Genomic DNA, 15,701 nt, shown 5'->3' on the forward strand with positions numbered 1-15,701 from the left:
AAGGGTCTCACACCCTATGAGTTCATCTGCAAAATTTGGGCAAAAGAGCCCGAACGGTTCCGACTCGATCCCACCCATCAAACGCCGGGACTAAACACCTAGGATCTGCGCTCCGCTTCGCGTTCGCTCCGCCCCAGGATGACGAAGGCATGGCGTCCTTTGGCTATTAGCAGAATGATCGACGACTGGAGCTTGAACCAAACGGCCCGCCTTTCAGCGGGCCGTTCGTCATGAAATCAGCAGTCTGATCACTGAGCCGGTGCTGGGGCAGGCGCCGGTGCCGGTGCCGGAGCGGGTGCCGGCGCAGGGGCCGGAGCGGGTGCTGGTTCTGCCGGAGCTGGAGCGGGAGCGGGCGTTGCCGGAGCTGCTGGCGCAGGAGCCGGTTCGGCTGGCTTCATCGGCTCGGCGGGTGCAGGAGCCGGAGCCGGGGTGCTGGCTGCGGGCGGTTCGGCAGGCGCAGGTGCCTCGCTACGTCTTCCAAAAACATAATAGGCGACAATTGCCAGGATAACGACAACCAGGGCAATCAGCCAGCCGCTGCCACCGCCGCGACTTGGCCTTGCGGTGCCGGGCGAGGTGAATGGGTCGTTCGGATTGGGTGTGTTCGCCATAAAAGTGTCCTCCGTGGATGAAAAACATCAAGTAATAGCCATCAACGTACAATCGTTGAATGGGTTTCACATTAGGCGTCGAAAACGCCGAAAACAGGGCAATTCTGATCCGGAATCGCTTGCAGGCATGCATTTCCACCGCGAAATGGGTTTCGATCGAGCCAAACCGAACCTTTTTCAGTTTCTTGGCACGAAGCGCGGCTGGTCCGCCGTCGCGCCACGAATCAGGGTTGACCCAGCTTGGCAATGATTCGGTGTGCAACTCCGCCGTGCTGTTCAGTTGACGGCGGTGACGGTGTAGCCGGCCTTGCGGAAACCCTCGACCAAGCCTTGCGCTCCAGGAAGGTGCATGGCGCCGACCGCCATGAAGACGTTGCCGCGGGCGAGGATCGGCGCGGCACGATCGACCATCACCTTGTTGCGGCTGGTGATCATGGTCTGCTCGAATTCGGCGTAACCCGATTGGTCGTCGACCTGTTCGGGAATGACGGTCCGAAACAGCGGTACGTACATGCCGGTGTCGCCACGCCGGTAAAGCACGATCATGGTTTCGTTGACGTCGTTCACCTTGTCACCAAGCTTCAGCGTATCGACCAGCCCCTTCAAGTGAAAGGCGATCGGCAGCGAGGCCATGGCGCGCAGCTGGTCGGCGACTGTCTCCAGCCCCTCGACCGATTTGCCCGAAGCCTTGGCGTCCTTGGCAAGCTTGACGTCGAGCACCGGCGCGCCGCCAGCCTGGCGGGCGACTTCGCATGCAGGCAGCGCCACCATCGCTGACAGCAACCAGGGCTTCATCTTGGCGACGGTCGCTGGCGGGATGCCACGCGCATCGAGCGCCTTGTTGACCACCGCCGCATCGTCCGGCGACAGCAGCGACGAAAGCGTCGTCTTGTCGGTGAACATCATCAGATCCGGCTCTTTCAGCAGTGCTGCCATCATCTTCTGCTTGTCGAGCACTTCGGTGGTCTCGATGATGACGGTGCCGGCGGCATCGAATGCCTTCTGCGCGGCGGGCGGCAGCGTGGTGACGCGCGGGTCGGTCACGTGCATGGTGCCGAACAGGAAGGACGGTTTTTCGCCTGATTTTTCGAGCTTCCACAGCAAGCCCTTGCCGTTCGGCGTCGCTGCCGCGTCCGCCTCGATCTTGCCGTAGGTGGCCGGGTCGCCCTTTTGCAGCGCGCTCAGCATATCGGTACCGGCGCAGACCGGGGTCTCGGCGCGTGCCTTGCCGGCGGCGAGCAGCGCGATGATGAGGAAGGAGAGGAAAAACAGGGCGTTGAGCGCGACAAGCAGCTTCAGCGACACATGAGTCGCGCGGTCGGCGATGACGATGAGGCGTTTCATGCTGCGGTTCTAGGCGCAAAAAGCGGCAAAACGGTTAACCGGCGCATCAAAATTGTTGCGAGATGGCCACGGATTCATGCATCCATCACGCACGAGGATGTGCTGCTTCATAAATCTCGAGCAGCCTTGCCGTGTCGACGCCGGTGTATATCTGGGGGGGCGACAGGCTGGCATGGCCCAGCAATTCCTGAATGGTGCGCAGGTCGCCGCCACGCCCAAGCAGATGCGTGGCGAAGGAATGGCGCAGCGCATGCGGCGTCGCCGTGTCGGGCAGGTTGAGCGCCGAGCGCAGCTTGGCCATATCGCGCTGGACGATTGCCGGGTTCAGCGGGCCGCCGCGGGCACCGCGAAACAGCAGGCCCTTGGGATCGAGATGCCAGGGGCAGAGGCGGCGGTATTCGGCAATCGCCCGCAGCGCCACCGGCAGCACCGGTACCAGCCGGGTCTTGCCACCCTTGCCGGTGACGCGCAGCACGGTATCACCAGGCGAGGACAGATCGGCGCCCAACAGGCCGAGCGCCTCGGAAATGCGCAAGCCCGAACCGTAAAGCAACGTCAGCACGGCAGCGTTGCGGGCGGCGATCCACGGCTCCTCCGCCAGTTGGCCTTCCACCGACACGACGTGTTTTGCATCGCTTGCCGTCAGCGGCTTGGGCAGTGATTTCGGCTGGCGCGGCGCGCGCAAGGCTGCGGCACCCGCGGCATTGGCGAGGCCGCGCCGTTCGAGGAAACGCAGCAGCGAGCGGATGCCGGCCAGCCCGCGCCCGAGCGTGCGGGCACCGGCGCCCTCGGCACGGCGGGCGGCGAGAAAGCCGCGCAAATCGGCGGGGCGCAGATCGGCGATGTCGGAAATGCCGGGCGAGCCGCCGCAATGGCCGGTGAGGAAATGCAGGAACTGGCGCGTGTCGCGCTCATAGGCCTCGACGGTTTCGGGCGACAGCCGGCGTTCTCGCGCCAGCATCTTCAGCCAGTTCTCGCGCGCCGCCTGAAGGTCGGGTTTCGCCGGTATGAGGAATTCCTGCATTTGCGCTCTTCCAGTATTCCGCCCATCCAATTCTGGGCCATCTTCCGACAGTCGGGTTAGGAAGCGGTGAAGAGCGTCGTCATTGAAATGACGACTGGCTGGGGTTAGAGCAAGGCAAAGGATTTTCCGCAGATGACCAAGCCGCAAAACCCCGTCCAGATGGCCGTGATCGGTGCCGCGCATGGCATCAAGGGCGAATTGCGCGTCAAGAGCTTTACCGGCGATCCGCTGGCGCTGGCCGATTACGGTCCGCTCTATGCCAGGGATGGCCGCGCCTTCCAGATCGTCGACATCAGGCCTGCCAACACCGTGGTGGTGGTGCGCTTTAAGGGCATCAGCGATCGCAATGCCGCCGAGGCGCTCGCTGGCACCGAATTGTTCGTCGACCGTTCGGTGTTGCCGGACGAGGGCGAAGAGGACGAATTCTACCATGCCGACCTCGTCGGGCTGGAGGTCAAGGACGACACTGGTGCGATCATCGGCAAGGTCGTCGCCGTGCACAATTTCGGCGGCGGCGACATTCTCGACGTGACGCTGGCGGAACGCAAAGGCGTGCTCATCCCGTTCACGCAGGCCGCCGTTCCGGAAGTCTCGATCGCCGGCGGCTTTGTCCGCATCGATCCAGCCGCAGCAGGGCTGGTCGAGGACGAGGACGGCGAGCCTCCCGGTGACGACGGTTTCGACCCGAAGGGCAGGCCGCGCGGGCCGAGGGACGCCGGAGGCAACCGGTGAGTTTTTTTGCTTCGGTGCTGACGCTCTATCCCGAAATGTTTCCCGGCGCGCTCGGCCTGTCGCTGGCCGGACGCGCGCTGGAGACCGGCACTTGGTCGCTCGAAACAATCCAGATCCGCGACTTCGCCAGTGATCGTCACCGTACCGTCGACGACACGCCGGCCGGCGGCGGCGCCGGCATGGTGATGCGGGCAGACGTGCTGGCCAGCGCCGTCGACCATGCCTCGTCGCCGGGCGATCGGCGTCCAAAACTGCTAATGAGTCCGCGTGGAAAACCGCTGACACAGGCGCGGGTGCGCGAGCTCGCCGGCGGGCCGGGTGCGGTGATCGTCTGCGGCCGCTTCGAAGGCGTCGACCAGCGGGTCATCGAGGCGCGGGGGCTGGAGGAGGTTTCGATCGGCGATTTCATCCTGTCCGGTGGCGAGCCGGCGGCGCTCGTGCTGCTCGACGCGGTGGTGCGGCTGCTGCCCGGCGTCATGGGCAATGCGGTATCGGGCGAGGAAGAGAGCTTTGAAAACGGCCTGCTCGAACATCCGCATTATACGCGGCCGCAGGAGTTCGAGGGCCGGCCGATCCCCGAGGTGCTGATTTCGGGCAATCACAAGAAGATCGCCGCATGGCGGCGGGCCGAAGCGGAGAGGCTGACGAAAGAGCGAAGGCCGGATCTTTTAGCCGCTCAGCCCTTGTCGAAATAGTAAAACGCCAGGAACAGGCCGACCGCGATGACGAAGCCGCGCACCGCGTTCTGTGGGACGCGCCTGGCGATCCAGACGCCGGCATAGCCGCCGAGCGCGCCACCCGGGATCATGATGATCGCCTGCAGCCAGGCGATGACGCCGCCGGAGACGAAAACCAGGATGGCTATTGCCGCGATAACCACGGCCAGCATGTTCTTCAGTGCATTCAGCCGGTGATAGTCGCCGGACTGGGTGAGGCCGAGAGTTGCCAGCATCATGACGCCCATGCCGGCGCCGAAGAAGCCGCCATAGACGGCGGTGGCGAACTGCGCCAGGGAACCGACCAGCGAACCCACCGCGGCCTCATGCCCGGGCTTGGGCGCCGGCTTCAGCCATGGCCCGGCAGCGAACAATGCGGTTGCCGCCAGCAGCAGCCACGGCACCAAGGCGCGGAACGACGGGTTGTCGAGCGCCAACAGGATTAGCGCGCCAGCCAGCGCCCCGAGAGCCGAAATGAGGCTGAGCAGCAGTGCGCCGCGCCAGAAATGCTTGATGTCGTCCCAATAGGCGAGCGTCGAGGTGATGTAGCCGGGGAACTGCGTCACCGACGATGTCGCATTGGCGACGATCGGCGGCAGGCCGGCCAGCGTCATGGCGCCAAAGGTTATGAACGTGCCGCCGCCGGCAACGGCGTTGACCGCGCCTGATAGAAAGCCGGCGAGGAAGAGCAGGACCGCGTCCAAAATTGGCATGAGGGCCGTCGTCGCTGGAGGAAAATGCCTATCATCCGGCTTAGAAAGCTTGACGCGCGGGCGCAACCCCCTGGACCACAAGCGATCGCAGGAGTGCCACAGCGGGCGCTAGTCAAAAAGGAACGCGGCACCAAAAAAGAAACAGCGAAGACGTGACAACGCGCCGAAATAGCTGTATGTGCGCGCCGAACCGGAAGAAAAATTTGCCGGACCCGCCAACAATGACGGTGTAGTCGCCCCTGCCCGATGTTCTCGAACAGATGTTCTCGAACGAAGGGCATAGCCGAGCGGTCGATGGGACTGCAAGGCGAGTGTCGGACGCTCTGACTGTCGGAAGAACAAGAAGTGGATTTTTGAGATGGACATCCTCCGTCAGCTCGAGGCCGAGCAGGCCGCCAAGATCGAAGCCAAGCGCAAGCTCCCCGAATTCCAGCCCGGCGATACCGTGCGCGTCCAGGTCCGCGTGACCGAAGGCACCCGCACCCGCGTCCAGGCCTATGAGGGCGTGGTCATCGCCCGCGCCGGCGCCGGCTTCCAGGAAAGTTTCACCGTCCGCAAGATCTCCTACGGCGAAGGTGTAGAGCGTGTGTTCCCGGTCTATTCGCCGATGGTCGAGGGCGTCGAGATCGTGCGCCGCGGCAAGGTGCGTCGCGCCAAGCTGTATTATTTGCGTGACCGTCGCGGCAAGTCGGCCCGTATTTCGGAAAACACCGGCGTGCGCGCCCGCAAGCTCAACGATGAGGAGCGTGATGCGCTGAACGCCGAGAAGGCGCGCATCGAGGCCGAGAAAGTGGCCGCCGCCCAGGCGCTGGCCGCCGAGAAAGCAGCGCAGGACGCCGCCGAGAAGAAGGCCGCCGACGAGGCCGCCAAGGCCGCGGAAGCAGCTGCCGCCGAATAAGGCGTCTTCAAACCCATGTTTTCGGAAAGGCGGCTTCGGCCGCCTTTTTGGTTCGCGAGGTGGATTCGATTTTGCCGGGCCGCATCGGTCCACAATCGATACGGATCGTTCCGTAATCCCTCGTTGAAAGCATTGGAATTCATTTTCATGCCGAGCGGCGCATCGGACCGGCTTGCAAGGCGCCTGCGGAAAGCTAAAGTCGGCGCCGGATTTCCTGCATGCCTCGGCCGATCGAGGCGGTTCAGTTCCTGGGGAGCGCGTCATGACCAAATCGAAACTGCTGCTGGCCGGCCTGGTGGCCTGCCTTCTCGTGCCTGTCGCGGCTCTGGCGCAGGCGCTGCCCGACCTCGGCGGCAAGAAAGTGGTGGTGGTGACCGAAAACGCCTATCCGCCGCTGCAGTTTATCGATGCAAAGACCGGCAAGCAGATCGGCTGGGAATATGACGCGATGAACGAGATCGCCAAACGGCTGAATTTCAAGGTCGAGTACCAGAACACCTCCTGGGACGCGATGATCCAGGCGGTTTCCGACAACCAGTACAACATCGGCATGACCGGCATCACCATCAAGGACGACCGCAAGCAGAAGGTCGATTTCTCCGATCCCTACATGCGCTCGGAACAGTTCATGCTGGTGCGCGGCGACGAGAAGCGCTTCACCGACGCCAAGACGTTTGCCGCCTTCAAGGACGGGCTGATCGGCGCGCAGGCCGGCACCACGCCGTTCTACACCGCCGTCTACAGCGTGCTCGACGGCAATGAGCAGAACCCGCGCATAAAGCTGTTCGAGACGTTCGGCGCGACGGTGCAGGCGCTGAAGGCCGGCGACGTCGACGTCGTGCTCACCGACGGCACCGCCGGCAAGGGCTATGTCGATGCGTCCAATGGCGGGCTGAAGCTGATCGGCGGTCCGCTCGGCACCGAGGATTTCGGCTTCATCTTTCCCAAGGGCTCGGATCTGGTGGGGCCGGTCAACGCGGCGATCGCCGCGCTGAAGGCCGACGGCACGCTCGACGCGCTCAACAAGAAGTGGTTCCTCGACTACAAGATGGGGCAGTAGTTCGTCTTGGCGCTTCGGCTTTCGCTAGTCGCTAACGTTGATGAACAGGATTGGCCGTCACCAGCGCTTTCGCCAATCGCTAACCTTGCAAAGAAGGCACTGCCGACCTCCCTTGCGGGAGAGATCTCCGGTATCTGCTTTGCCAGCGTCGCTTGATGCCCCCTGCACCTCCATCATGCACGCCAAAATCCGACTTCCCGTGGTGGCTTGCCGTGGCCGTGGCGATCGCGCTGACCGCCGCCGTGTTCATCGCCGCCAGCGACCTCTATGCCCAGGTTTTCGCGACCGTCGCCAAGGGCATCGGCGTCACCATCTTCGTCACCGTGATTGCCTTCGCGCTGGCTTGCGCCATCGGGCTTGGCGTCGCGCTGATGGGGCTTTCGGGCTCGCGCTGGCTCAGCCAGATCGCCCGCTTCTACGTCGAGATCATCCGCGGCGTGCCGATCCTGGTGCTGTTGTTCTGGATCGCTTTTGCCGGCGCGCCGGCCTTCGTCGCGGCGTGGAACGCGCTGACGGCGCCGCTGCAAAGCGCCGGGCTGTTCGGCGAACTGCTGGTACGCGACGTGTCGTTGCTATGGCGCGCCATCATGGCGCTGACCATCGGCTATTCGGCCTTCATCTCGGAGGTTTTCCGCGCCGGCATCCAGGCGGTCGAGAAAGGCCAGATCGAGGCGGCCAAGGCGCTCGGGCTGACGCGCACGCAGCGCTTCCGGCTGATCGTCTTTCCGCAGGCGATCCGCACCATTCTGCCGCCGCTCGGCAATGATTTCGTCGCCATGGTCAAGGATTCCTCGCTGGTCTCGGTGCTCGGCGTCGCCGACATCACCCAGATGGGCAAGATCTACGCCGCGGGCTCGTTCCGCTTCTTCGAGACCTATTCGATCGTCGCCTATATCTATCTCATCCTGACTGTCGGTCTGTCACTGGCCTTGCGGTCGCTGGAGAAGCGGCTGCGCCACCAGAATGGGGAATAGAAGGCGGGCGAAGGAGGCGCTACTATCGAGTGAATGCGACCGCCCCAGGAGGACCCATGATCGTCGACAAAGCCAATGCGGCGCTGGAATCGGTCTACTCGGCCGACACGCCTGAGGCGCTGGCCAAGGCCTATGCGGAATGGGCCGCGACCTATGACGGCGAAACCGCGGCGCTCGGCTATCTCCTGCCGTTCCTGATCACCGCCTGGGTGGCGCGCCATGTGCCATCAGGCGAAGGGCCGCTGCTCGACGCCGGCTGCGGCACCGGCCTGTCGGGACCGTCGCTCAAGGCGCTCGGCTACCACGACATTGCCGGGCTCGACCTGTCGCAAGACATGCTGAAAATTGCCGGCAGCCGGCAGGCCTACAGCGAGCTGAAACAGACGATGCTCGGCGGGCCATTGCCTTGGCCGGACGGGTATTTCCGAGCTTTCTTCTCGACCGGCGTGTTCACCATCAGCCATGCGCCGGCGTCCGGCCTGCAGGAGCTGGTGCGCATCACCAAGAAGGGCGGCCACGCCATCTTCACGGTTCGCGACCAGGTTTTTGCAAGCGGCGGGTTTCGCGACGTCTTTGACGAACTGGAGCAGGCGACAAAATGGCGGCCGGTCGAAGAGAGCCCGTGGTTCCGCTGCTACGCGATCGCCGAGCCCGAGGCGCTGGTGAAGACCTTCGTGTTCGAGGTGCTTTGAAGCGCCTGTTTGCAGGACTTGGGTTCCTCGCCCTCGCGTAGCGGGGGAGGAACCCAGGTTCTGCGAAGGCAGCCGCGATTGCTGAAAAGCCAAAACATTGATAAGAGCAGCGCCATGGAAGAGCTTTTTGGCGATCCGGCCTATAAGGGTTTCGTGCTGCAGGACAGAAAACGCCTGCCGTCGCGATTTTCCGCGCGCGTCTGCGGGGCACTGACCAGCCGACTTAGCTAGGGCGATCCGCCAGGCTGTTTCGCCGGGCCGACCGGCGTCCTTTTCCCTTTTTAAATCGACGGATTTACGCACATGAGCGCACCGCGCACCCTCTACGACAAGATTTTCGACGACCATGTCGTCGACCGCCAGGACGACGGCACCTGCCTGCTCTATATCGACCGCCACCTGGTCCACGAAGTGACCAGCCCGCAGGCTTTCGAAGGCCTGCGCATGACCGGCCGCAAGGTTCGGCATCCGGAAAAGACGCTGGCCGTGGTCGATCACAATGTGTCGACCTCGCCGGAGCGCAAATTCGGCATCAAAAATGAAGAAAGCCGCATCCAGGTCGAGGCGCTGGCCAAGAACGCTAAGGATTTTGGCGTCGAGTATTATTCCGAGAAGGATATCCGCCAGGGCATCGTCCATATCATCGGCCCGGAGCAAGGCTTTACGCTGCCCGGCATGACCATCGTCTGCGGCGACAGCCACACCTCGACGCACGGCGCTTTCGGCGCCTTGGCGCATGGCATCGGCACCTCGGAAGTCGAGCACGTGCTGGCGACGCAGACGCTGATCCAGCGCAAGGCCAAGAACATGCTGGTGCGCGTCGACGGCGCGCTGCCGGAAGGCGTCACCGCCAAGGACATCATCCTCGCCATCATCGGCGAGATCGGCACTGCCGGCGGTACCGGCTATGTCATCGAATATGCCGGCGAGGCGATCCGCGCGCTGTCGATGGAAGGCCGCATGACGATCTGCAACATGTCGATCGAAGCCGGCGCGCGCGCCGGCCTGATCGCGGCCGACGAGACGACCTTCGCCTATGTCAAGGACAAGCCGCGCGCTCCCAAAGGCGAAGCCTGGGATGCCGCGCTTGCCTATTGGAAGACGCTCCAGTCCGACGAAGGCGCGCATTTCGACAAGGTGGTCGTGCTCGACGCGGCAAAACTGCCGCCGATCGTCTCCTGGGGTTCCTCGCCCGAGGACGTCGTCTCGGTGCAAGGCATCGTGCCGAACCCGGATGACATCACTGATGAGAACAAGCGCAGCTCCAAGCAACGCGCGCTCGACTATATGGGCCTGACGCCGGGCACCAAGATCACCGATATCGAAGTTGACCGCGTCTTCATCGGCTCCTGCACCAATGGCCGCATCGAGGATCTGCGCGCCGCCGCCAAGGTGATCGAGGGCAAGAAGGTCAATCCGCGGGTCAATGCGATGATTGTGCCGGGCTCCGGCCTGGTCAAGGAACAGGCAGAAGCCGAAGGTCTCGACAAGATCTTTCTCGCCGCCGGTTTCGACTGGCGCGAGCCGGGCTGCTCGATGTGCCTTGCCATGAACGACGACCGGCTGAAGCCGCATGAGCGCTGCGCCTCGACCTCGAACCGCAATTTCGAAGGGCGCCAAGGCTTCAAGGGCCGCACCCATCTGGTGTCGCCGGCAATGGCGGCGGCGGCGGCGATCGCCGGCCATTTCGTCGACATCCGCGAGTGGAAATAGGGCTAACTCGAGACTGTCGAAATTCAGATCAGGCGCATCCGTCGAGGACTGGCTTTGCCATCCCCAGGCGCTTGCGCTGCCCCTCACCCTTACCCTTTCCCCGTGAAAGACGGGGAGAGGGGTCGCCATCGTTGCGGCCAACCCCCTTCTCCCCGTTCTTCACGGGGAGAAGATGCCGGCAGGCAGATGAGGGGCGGCGCCGAGACAACAAAATTGAGCTCTTCTCTCAGCCGGGGCGCCTGATGAATTCGTGGAATTCCTCACGGCGGCCGGGTTGATCCTTCGCCACGACCAGCGCCAGTTGGCGCTCGTCGAAAAGCTTGAACCATTCGTCCCATTCAACCAGTTCGTAGCCGCCGGCATGGACCGGGCGTTCGGCCTCGTCCTGGTCCTGGTAGGCGTGCTGGCCGAAGACCAGCCTCAGCATGGCCTGCGTTCCGGTTTCGGGCGACACGTCGACGATCGCCGGAAAGCCGGCGCGCGCCGCGACCCATGAGCGAATTGCATCGTGATCGGTCAGCATGATCGTGTCGGCCATCAGAGCGTCTCCTGGTTGCCGTCGTGAAACGCCGCCCGCCGTTCCCGGTTCCGTCTAGCAGCTTCACCGACGCATCCGTCGTATATTCGCCTTCGCTTAACCGCTTGTTTGGGCTTCCGCTCTAAGGTCTCCTGAGGGGAAGCGAGGGGAAGTTACAGCGCTTGGACACCGGCCTGCTCATAGCGCTGCTCAATCCAGGCATCGCCCTCACACTCGGCGCGGCATTTCTCGTGCTGTGGTTCTATCAACGCCACCGTCCCTATCTGATCGTGCTGGCGGCGGGCTACTCGGCCTCGGCCGCAGGCTTCCTGCTCCAGTATTTCACGCTGCCGGTCGGTATGGCGCCGACCAAGCTCATGTCCATCCTATGCTTCACCTTTGCGACCTGCTGTCTCGCCGGCGCGGTCATTGCACGCTATGGGCGGCGCGTGCCTTATCCAGCGATCGGCATTCTGGCGGGCGGCGGCCTGGCCGCGGTCTCGTGGTTTCTCTTTGCCCGGCCGGATATCACCTGGCGGATCCTTGCCATCAATTTCAGCTTCGGCGGCATCAGCCTGGTTGTCGCGGCCGAGTTGCGCGCGGTGCGCAACAACGGTCCGACGGAAATGATCCTGTTCGTGCTGTCGCTGCTTTCCGGTCTGAACTTCCTGGTGCGGACCCTTGCCGTTGTCATCGCGCATGGGCCGTTCACGAGCTATGAAGGGCTTTACTCCTCGTCCTATTGGACGACGGCGCTGCTGTCGCATGCACTGCTGTCGCTGCTTATCGCGCTTTGTCTGTTCGGCGCCGCCGCGCTCGATGTGATGAAGGCCCTGAAGACCGAAACCCTGACGGACCCGCTATCGGGCCTGCTCAACCGCCGCGGCTTCGAGGAGCGCGCCACGCTTGTCCTGCAGTACTGTGCCACGGCGCGGTTGCCGGTTGCGCTGGTGCTGGCCGATCTCGATCATTTCAAGGCGCTCAACGATCAGCATGGCCACGCGGCCGGGGATCGCGTCATCGCCGACTTCGCCGCCAAGCTTCTGTCGGCTGCAGGCACGCGCGGCGTTGCTGGCCGCATCGGCGGCGAAGAGTTCGCCGTGCTTTTGCCGCTCAGCGACCTTGGCGCGGCAAGATTGTTTGCCGAAGCCATTCGCATGCTCTATTCGGCGGGCAGAATCGACGGGCTTCCGCCTGACACAAGAGTGACCGCGAGCTTCGGCGTGGCCGCCCGTACCGGCGACGAAGGGCTGGACCCGCTGATGCGCCGTGCCGACGAAGCGCTCTACAAAGCCAAGAGGAATGGCCGCGACAGCGTGTGCCTGTCCTATCAGCGGCCTGAAACGGTGTTCTTTCCCGATCGGACCAGTGCCGGCTGAGCGTCAGCGGCGGCCTCGAATTAACGTCTTTTTCGCGCCTCGGTGGTTTGCTGTTCGGCGGGGAGTGCCAAAAACGCAATGGGCAGCGCCAATTTCATCCTGGTGATCAACCTGTTCGTTGCCGGGCTGCTGGCGGCGGCCTTCATGACGATCGCCGTCTATGACGCAGGGCGGGTGTCGGCTCGCCGGCTTGCGTTCGGCTATGTACTGGGCATGGCCTATTTCGCCATCGAATTCAGCATCCCTGCCTTCGACAATGCACGACCGGTGGTTGTTGCAGCCTTTGCCGCTTTCCTTGGCGCTACCGTCGCCTTCAATGGCGGGCTTGCCCATAAATACGGCGTTTCGCGCCCTTGGCCGCCGATGCTCTTCTTCCTGGTCTTCGCCACCGTGGCGGTCTACTTCGTACAGGACCTGCCACGTCAATCCTTTGTGCGAATGGCGGCCTACCAGCTTCCCTATGCGGCTATGCAATTCACCGGGCTGACGATCGTCTTGTCGTCCAGGCAAAGACGCGAGCGGCTCGACTATATGCTGATGGCTGTCCTGGCGGCCAGCACCTTGCAGTTCGCCAGCAAACCCTTCATCGCCCATGCGCTTGGCGGCTGGGGCGCCAACCCGCAATCTTATGCGCAGACCAGCTACGCGTTGGTGTCGCAGTCTATCGGCACCGTGTTCGGCCTGGCGCTTGCGCTGGTGACGTTGGCTATCCTGGTCCGCGACGTGCTCGCCGAGGCGACGTCGAAATCGGAAACCGATACGCTTTCACGGCTGCTCAACCGTGGCGGCTTCGAGCGCCATGCCGAGATCGCACTGCGCGACGCCATGCGGCGGGCTGTCCCGGCGGCACTGGTCATTGCCGATCTCGATCATTTCAAGCGCATCAACGATACGTACGGCCACGCGTCCGGCGATCGGGTCATCGAGACCTTTGCCGGTTTTCTCCGCGATGCCGCGGCCGACCATCATGTCGCCGGCCGCATCGGCGGCGAGGAATTCGCTATTTTCCTGCCGGGGACCAACCTCGCCGCCGCCCGGCTCTTCGCCGAGGGCACGCGTACCGCCTTCGGTGCCACGCCCATCGACTGCCTGCCGGCGGATCATCGCTGCAGCGCCAGTTTCGGCGTTGCCGAGCTTGGTTCGGGCGAAAGCTTTTCCGACCTGCTGCGGCGCGCCGACAAAGCGCTCTATCAGGCGAAGGGCAGCGGCCGCGATTGCGTGCGTGTCTCGGCCGGGCCGGCCGCTGCCCAGCCGGCGCCGGCGACAAACGGCAGCGCGGCCGTCAGCGGCAGGGGCTGAGCTCCGGCATCTCGCCGTCGGCGAGGCCGTACATATAGCTGCGGCCCTTCACGAAAACCGGCGGCCTGTAGCAGTCGCCGCCGCGGACATCGTCCGATTCGTTTTCATAGATCACGTCGGGCTGGCCGGCGCTGGTGTAGTCGGACAATTCCTTGGCGAGCTTGCCCTCACCGACGAGAATACGCTTGTAGCCGGCGGCGCTTTCGATGACGAGATTGCCGAAGGAATCGGCGTAGACGCGGTCGTGGTGGCGCGCCCCGGCAAGTGCCGGTGCGGCAATGCCGACGGCGAGCGCCGCCAATACGAGCCCGGGAAGGCGCGATCTTGCTGAATTCGAATGCACGGCGTGCTGCTCCATTGCTGAGAGGCAAGCCTCCTCGAATCAGAAATTAACCTTTTATTAACCTTTGTTAAGAGGGCAACCGCCGCCGCTGCGAGGTCTCGGAAAACATGGTTAATATCCGGCGGCCCACCGGCCATCATTCGGCCATGCTTGTTCCCACCATCGCCGGCATCGAGCGCGACTCAAAATGCATGAAAATCCGGTGGCTTGCCGGAACATCGCGGCCGGTTCGATGGGCGGGGAAAGCAGCATATGATGTTACGCCGAACGTTTCGGATGGCGCTGGGCATTCCGCCTCTGCTGGTTGCCGCCGCCTGCGCGCCGCAGAGCAGTGCGCCCAAGCTCGGGAATACAGTGGCCGCGTCTGCCGCGATCACTCCCACCCAATCGACGGCACCGCAGCCGCGCATGGCAACGTACAAGTGCGCCGACGGCGGCATAATGACCATCGAGAATCTCGGGACGTCGGTGCGCGTGCTCGGCCCGGACGGCACCAGCGCCGAGTTGCCGGCCTCACCCGCCAATCAGACAAGCCGTTACGGCGAGGCGCATGACGCAATCGTGATCGACGGGCGCGATGCGCTGGTGATGAAGGGCGGTGCCTCACCGGTGGTCTGTACACGCTGATCGACCCGGCGCGGCAGCCATGTTCCGCAGTGCAGCGACGTTGTGCCGGCTCAAGCCCACAGCCTAATCGATTGAAGCCAAAAGCCTGGCTTTCATCAGACTAAATTACGTTTTCAAAACGATTTTCCGGCTTTGACGCGGTGCAAAAAGAGCATTAGAAACCGGCTGTCCGAAGTCGCAACCGGAAGCGGCAATGCCGCATTTCCACCTGAGGCTCCAGAGACGCCGAACTGGGGGAGCCATGAGCAAATCACCAGCCACCCGCGAATTTGCCAGACGTGAACGGCCGCTTTCGCCGCATCTGACCGTCTATCGGCCGCCGATCACGATGACGATGTCGATCGTCCATCGCATCACCGGCGGGGCGCTCTATTTCGGCACGCTGCTGGTCGCGCTGTGGCTGATGGCGGCGGCGAGTTCGGAGGCGACCTTCAATGCCATCAACTGGGCCTTCGGCTCGTGGCTCGGACGGCTGGTGCTGTTCGGCTACACCTGGGCGCTGATGCACCACATGCTGGGCGGTGTGCGTCATCTGATCTGGGACACCGGCACGGGCCTTGAAAAGCATACGGCGTCGAGGATCGCCTGGGCGACGCTCGCCGGCTCCGTTGTACTGACGCTGCTGATCTGGATCGCCGGCTATATGGCGCGGGGAGCCTGACATGAGCAGCAAAAACACCGACATGCGCACGCCGCTGGCCAAGGTCCGCGGCCTCGGTTCCGCCCGCGAAGGCACCGGCCATTTCTGGCGTCAGCGGCTGACGGCGATTTCCAACATCCCACTGATATTGTTCTTCGTCGGCTTCCTGATTGCGCTCAATGGCGCCAGCTATGGTGAGGTGCGCGCCGCACTTGCCAATCCGTTCGTGGCGCTGGTCCTGGCGTTGGTGCTGCTGTCGGTGCTCTACCATATGCGGCTCGGCATGCAGGCGATCATCGAAGACTATGTGCATGGCGAGGGCACCAGGCTGGCGCTGCTCGCCCTCAACACATTTTTCCCCCTAGTGGTCGGCGTCGCCTCGGTCTTCGCCCTGCTTAAACTGGCTTTTGGAGGCTGAT

17 protein-coding genes and 1 pseudogene are annotated in these 15,701 nt (G+C 63.5%); 13 read left to right on the forward strand and 5 right to left on the reverse strand.

Features of this window, described 5'->3' with window-relative positions:
- Window positions 1–102, forward strand: a pseudogene (locus NKI85_RS30495) (IS481 family transposase); the annotation flags it as partial.
- 785 nt (window positions 103–887) lie between these two features.
- Here the strand turns inward: NKI85_RS30495 and NKI85_RS30500 are convergent.
- Together NKI85_RS30500 and NKI85_RS30505 are read right to left on the reverse strand one after the other, a co-directional pair.
- The gene (locus tag NKI85_RS30500; protein ID WP_352779827.1) at window positions 888–1,955 is read right to left on the reverse strand and encodes a TraB/GumN family protein; all 1,068 of its coding nucleotides are present in this window, start codon (window positions 1,953–1,955) and stop codon (window positions 888–890) included.
- Window positions 1,956–2,040: 85 nt separating this feature from the next.
- Window positions 2,041–2,979 carry a tyrosine recombinase XerC gene (locus NKI85_RS30505; RefSeq protein ID WP_352779829.1) on the reverse strand — a complete coding sequence of 313 codons (939 nt, stop codon included), beginning with the start codon at window positions 2,977–2,979 and terminating at the stop codon, window positions 2,041–2,043.
- 132 nt (window positions 2,980–3,111) lie between these two features.
- Between NKI85_RS30505 and rimM the strand changes: the two genes are divergently transcribed.
- Window positions 3,112–3,711, forward strand: a complete 600-nt coding sequence (gene rimM, locus NKI85_RS30510) for a ribosome maturation factor RimM (protein ID WP_352530086.1) — start codon at window positions 3,112–3,114, stop codon at window positions 3,709–3,711.
- On the forward strand, window positions 3,708–4,406 hold the full coding sequence (gene trmD / locus NKI85_RS30515) for a tRNA (guanosine(37)-N1)-methyltransferase TrmD (RefSeq protein ID WP_352779831.1): 699 nt from the start codon (window positions 3,708–3,710) through the stop codon (window positions 4,404–4,406). Before rimM ends, trmD begins: the two co-directional genes overlap by 4 nt.
- Here trmD and NKI85_RS30520 read toward each other — a convergent pair.
- Window positions 4,388–5,140: a sulfite exporter TauE/SafE family protein gene (locus NKI85_RS30520; RefSeq protein WP_352530082.1), complete on the reverse strand. Its 753-nt coding sequence runs from the start codon at window positions 5,138–5,140 to the stop codon at window positions 4,388–4,390. The two genes, trmD and NKI85_RS30520, sit on opposite strands and share 19 nt — an antisense overlap.
- Before the next feature lie 358 nt (window positions 5,141–5,498).
- On the opposite strand from NKI85_RS30520, the gene rplS reads away from it, so the two are divergent.
- The 5 genes from rplS to leuC all read left to right on the forward strand — a co-directional run bounded on the left by rplS (window position 5,499) and on the right by leuC (window position 10,477).
- Window positions 5,499–6,038: a 50S ribosomal protein L19 gene (rplS, locus tag NKI85_RS30525; RefSeq protein WP_352468080.1), complete on the forward strand. Its 540-nt coding sequence runs from the start codon at window positions 5,499–5,501 to the stop codon at window positions 6,036–6,038.
- Window positions 6,039–6,300: 262 nt separating this feature from the next.
- Window positions 6,301–7,098, forward strand: coding sequence for a transporter substrate-binding domain-containing protein (locus tag NKI85_RS30530; RefSeq protein WP_352530080.1), 798 nt, complete (start codon window positions 6,301–6,303; stop codon window positions 7,096–7,098).
- Window positions 7,099–7,253: 155 nt separating this feature from the next.
- Window positions 7,254–8,072 (forward strand): amino acid ABC transporter permease, encoded by an 819-nt coding sequence (locus NKI85_RS30535; RefSeq protein WP_352779833.1) that lies wholly within the window; start codon window positions 7,254–7,256, stop codon window positions 8,070–8,072.
- 56 nt (window positions 8,073–8,128) lie between these two features.
- Complete coding sequence (locus NKI85_RS30540; RefSeq protein ID WP_352779834.1) at window positions 8,129–8,764, forward strand: class I SAM-dependent DNA methyltransferase; 636 nt, start codon at window positions 8,129–8,131, stop codon at window positions 8,762–8,764.
- Window positions 8,765–9,067: 303 nt separating this feature from the next.
- Window positions 9,068–10,477, forward strand: coding sequence for a 3-isopropylmalate dehydratase large subunit (gene leuC / locus NKI85_RS30545; protein WP_352530074.1), 1,410 nt, complete (start codon window positions 9,068–9,070; stop codon window positions 10,475–10,477).
- A gap of 226 nt (window positions 10,478–10,703) precedes the next feature.
- On the opposite strand, the gene NKI85_RS30550 is transcribed toward leuC, so the two are convergent.
- On the reverse strand, window positions 10,704–11,015 hold the full coding sequence (locus tag NKI85_RS30550) for a hypothetical protein (protein WP_352779835.1): 312 nt from the start codon (window positions 11,013–11,015) through the stop codon (window positions 10,704–10,706).
- A gap of 161 nt (window positions 11,016–11,176) precedes the next feature.
- On the opposite strand from NKI85_RS30550, the gene NKI85_RS30555 reads away from it, so the two are divergent.
- Window positions 11,177–12,373 (forward strand): GGDEF domain-containing protein, encoded by a 1,197-nt coding sequence (locus NKI85_RS30555; protein ID WP_352779836.1) that lies wholly within the window; start codon window positions 11,177–11,179, stop codon window positions 12,371–12,373.
- 78 nt (window positions 12,374–12,451) lie between these two features.
- Window positions 12,452–13,672, forward strand: coding sequence for a GGDEF domain-containing protein (locus tag NKI85_RS30560; protein ID WP_352530068.1), 1,221 nt, complete (start codon window positions 12,452–12,454; stop codon window positions 13,670–13,672).
- Here the strand turns inward: NKI85_RS30560 and NKI85_RS30565 are convergent.
- Window positions 13,656–14,015: a hypothetical protein gene (locus NKI85_RS30565; protein WP_352530066.1), complete on the reverse strand. Its 360-nt coding sequence runs from the start codon at window positions 14,013–14,015 to the stop codon at window positions 13,656–13,658. The genes NKI85_RS30560 and NKI85_RS30565 overlap by 17 nt on opposite strands.
- A 408-nt stretch (window positions 14,016–14,423) precedes the next feature.
- Between NKI85_RS30565 and NKI85_RS30570 the strand changes: the two genes are divergently transcribed.
- The 3 genes from NKI85_RS30570 to sdhD all read left to right on the forward strand — a co-directional run bounded on the left by NKI85_RS30570 (window position 14,424) and on the right by sdhD (window position 15,700).
- Window positions 14,424–14,642, forward strand: a complete 219-nt coding sequence (locus NKI85_RS30570; protein WP_352530064.1) for a hypothetical protein — start codon at window positions 14,424–14,426, stop codon at window positions 14,640–14,642.
- Window positions 14,643–14,883: 241 nt separating this feature from the next.
- A complete protein-coding gene (gene sdhC, locus NKI85_RS30575) occupies window positions 14,884–15,303 on the forward strand; it encodes a succinate dehydrogenase, cytochrome b556 subunit (protein ID WP_352530062.1) in 420 nt (139 codons plus the stop codon).
- A 1-nt stretch (window position 15,304) separates the two neighbouring features.
- Window positions 15,305–15,700: a succinate dehydrogenase, hydrophobic membrane anchor protein gene (gene sdhD, locus NKI85_RS30580; protein ID WP_352530060.1), complete on the forward strand. Its 396-nt coding sequence runs from the start codon at window positions 15,305–15,307 to the stop codon at window positions 15,698–15,700.
- Window position 15,701: the final 1 nt, after the last annotated feature.

The sequence above is a fragment of the Mesorhizobium sp. M0571 genome (genome assembly GCF_040320985.1).
Classification (GTDB): domain Bacteria; phylum Pseudomonadota; class Alphaproteobacteria; order Rhizobiales; family Rhizobiaceae; genus Mesorhizobium.

Excerpts from the sequence above, each read along its gene's own strand:
- rplS (WP_352468080.1), top strand. The coding sequence starts at position 5,499 with ATGGACATCCTCCGTCAGCTCGAGGCCGAGCAGGCCGCCAAGATCGAA.
- NKI85_RS30505 (WP_352779829.1), bottom strand. The coding sequence starts at position 2,979 with ATGCAGGAATTCCTCATACCGGCGAAACCCGACCTTCAGGCGGCGCGC.
- NKI85_RS30520 (WP_352530082.1), bottom strand. The coding sequence starts at position 5,140 with ATGCCAATTTTGGACGCGGTCCTGCTCTTCCTCGCCGGCTTTCTATCA.
- NKI85_RS30540 (WP_352779834.1), top strand. The coding sequence starts at position 8,129 with ATGATCGTCGACAAAGCCAATGCGGCGCTGGAATCGGTCTACTCGGCC.
- NKI85_RS30570 (WP_352530064.1), top strand. The coding sequence starts at position 14,424 with ATGGCAACGTACAAGTGCGCCGACGGCGGCATAATGACCATCGAGAAT.
- leuC (WP_352530074.1), top strand. The coding sequence starts at position 9,068 with ATGAGCGCACCGCGCACCCTCTACGACAAGATTTTCGACGACCATGTC.
- rimM (WP_352530086.1), top strand. The coding sequence starts at position 3,112 with ATGACCAAGCCGCAAAACCCCGTCCAGATGGCCGTGATCGGTGCCGCG.
- NKI85_RS30530 (WP_352530080.1), top strand. The coding sequence starts at position 6,301 with ATGACCAAATCGAAACTGCTGCTGGCCGGCCTGGTGGCCTGCCTTCTC.
- NKI85_RS30560 (WP_352530068.1), top strand. The coding sequence starts at position 12,452 with ATGGGCAGCGCCAATTTCATCCTGGTGATCAACCTGTTCGTTGCCGGG.
- sdhC (WP_352530062.1), top strand. The coding sequence starts at position 14,884 with ATGAGCAAATCACCAGCCACCCGCGAATTTGCCAGACGTGAACGGCCG.
- NKI85_RS30500 (WP_352779827.1), bottom strand. The coding sequence starts at position 1,955 with ATGAAACGCCTCATCGTCATCGCCGACCGCGCGACTCATGTGTCGCTG.
- NKI85_RS30535 (WP_352779833.1), top strand. The coding sequence starts at position 7,254 with ATGCCCCCTGCACCTCCATCATGCACGCCAAAATCCGACTTCCCGTGG.
- NKI85_RS30550 (WP_352779835.1), bottom strand. The coding sequence starts at position 11,015 with ATGGCCGACACGATCATGCTGACCGATCACGATGCAATTCGCTCATGG.
- sdhD (WP_352530060.1), top strand. The coding sequence starts at position 15,305 with ATGAGCAGCAAAAACACCGACATGCGCACGCCGCTGGCCAAGGTCCGC.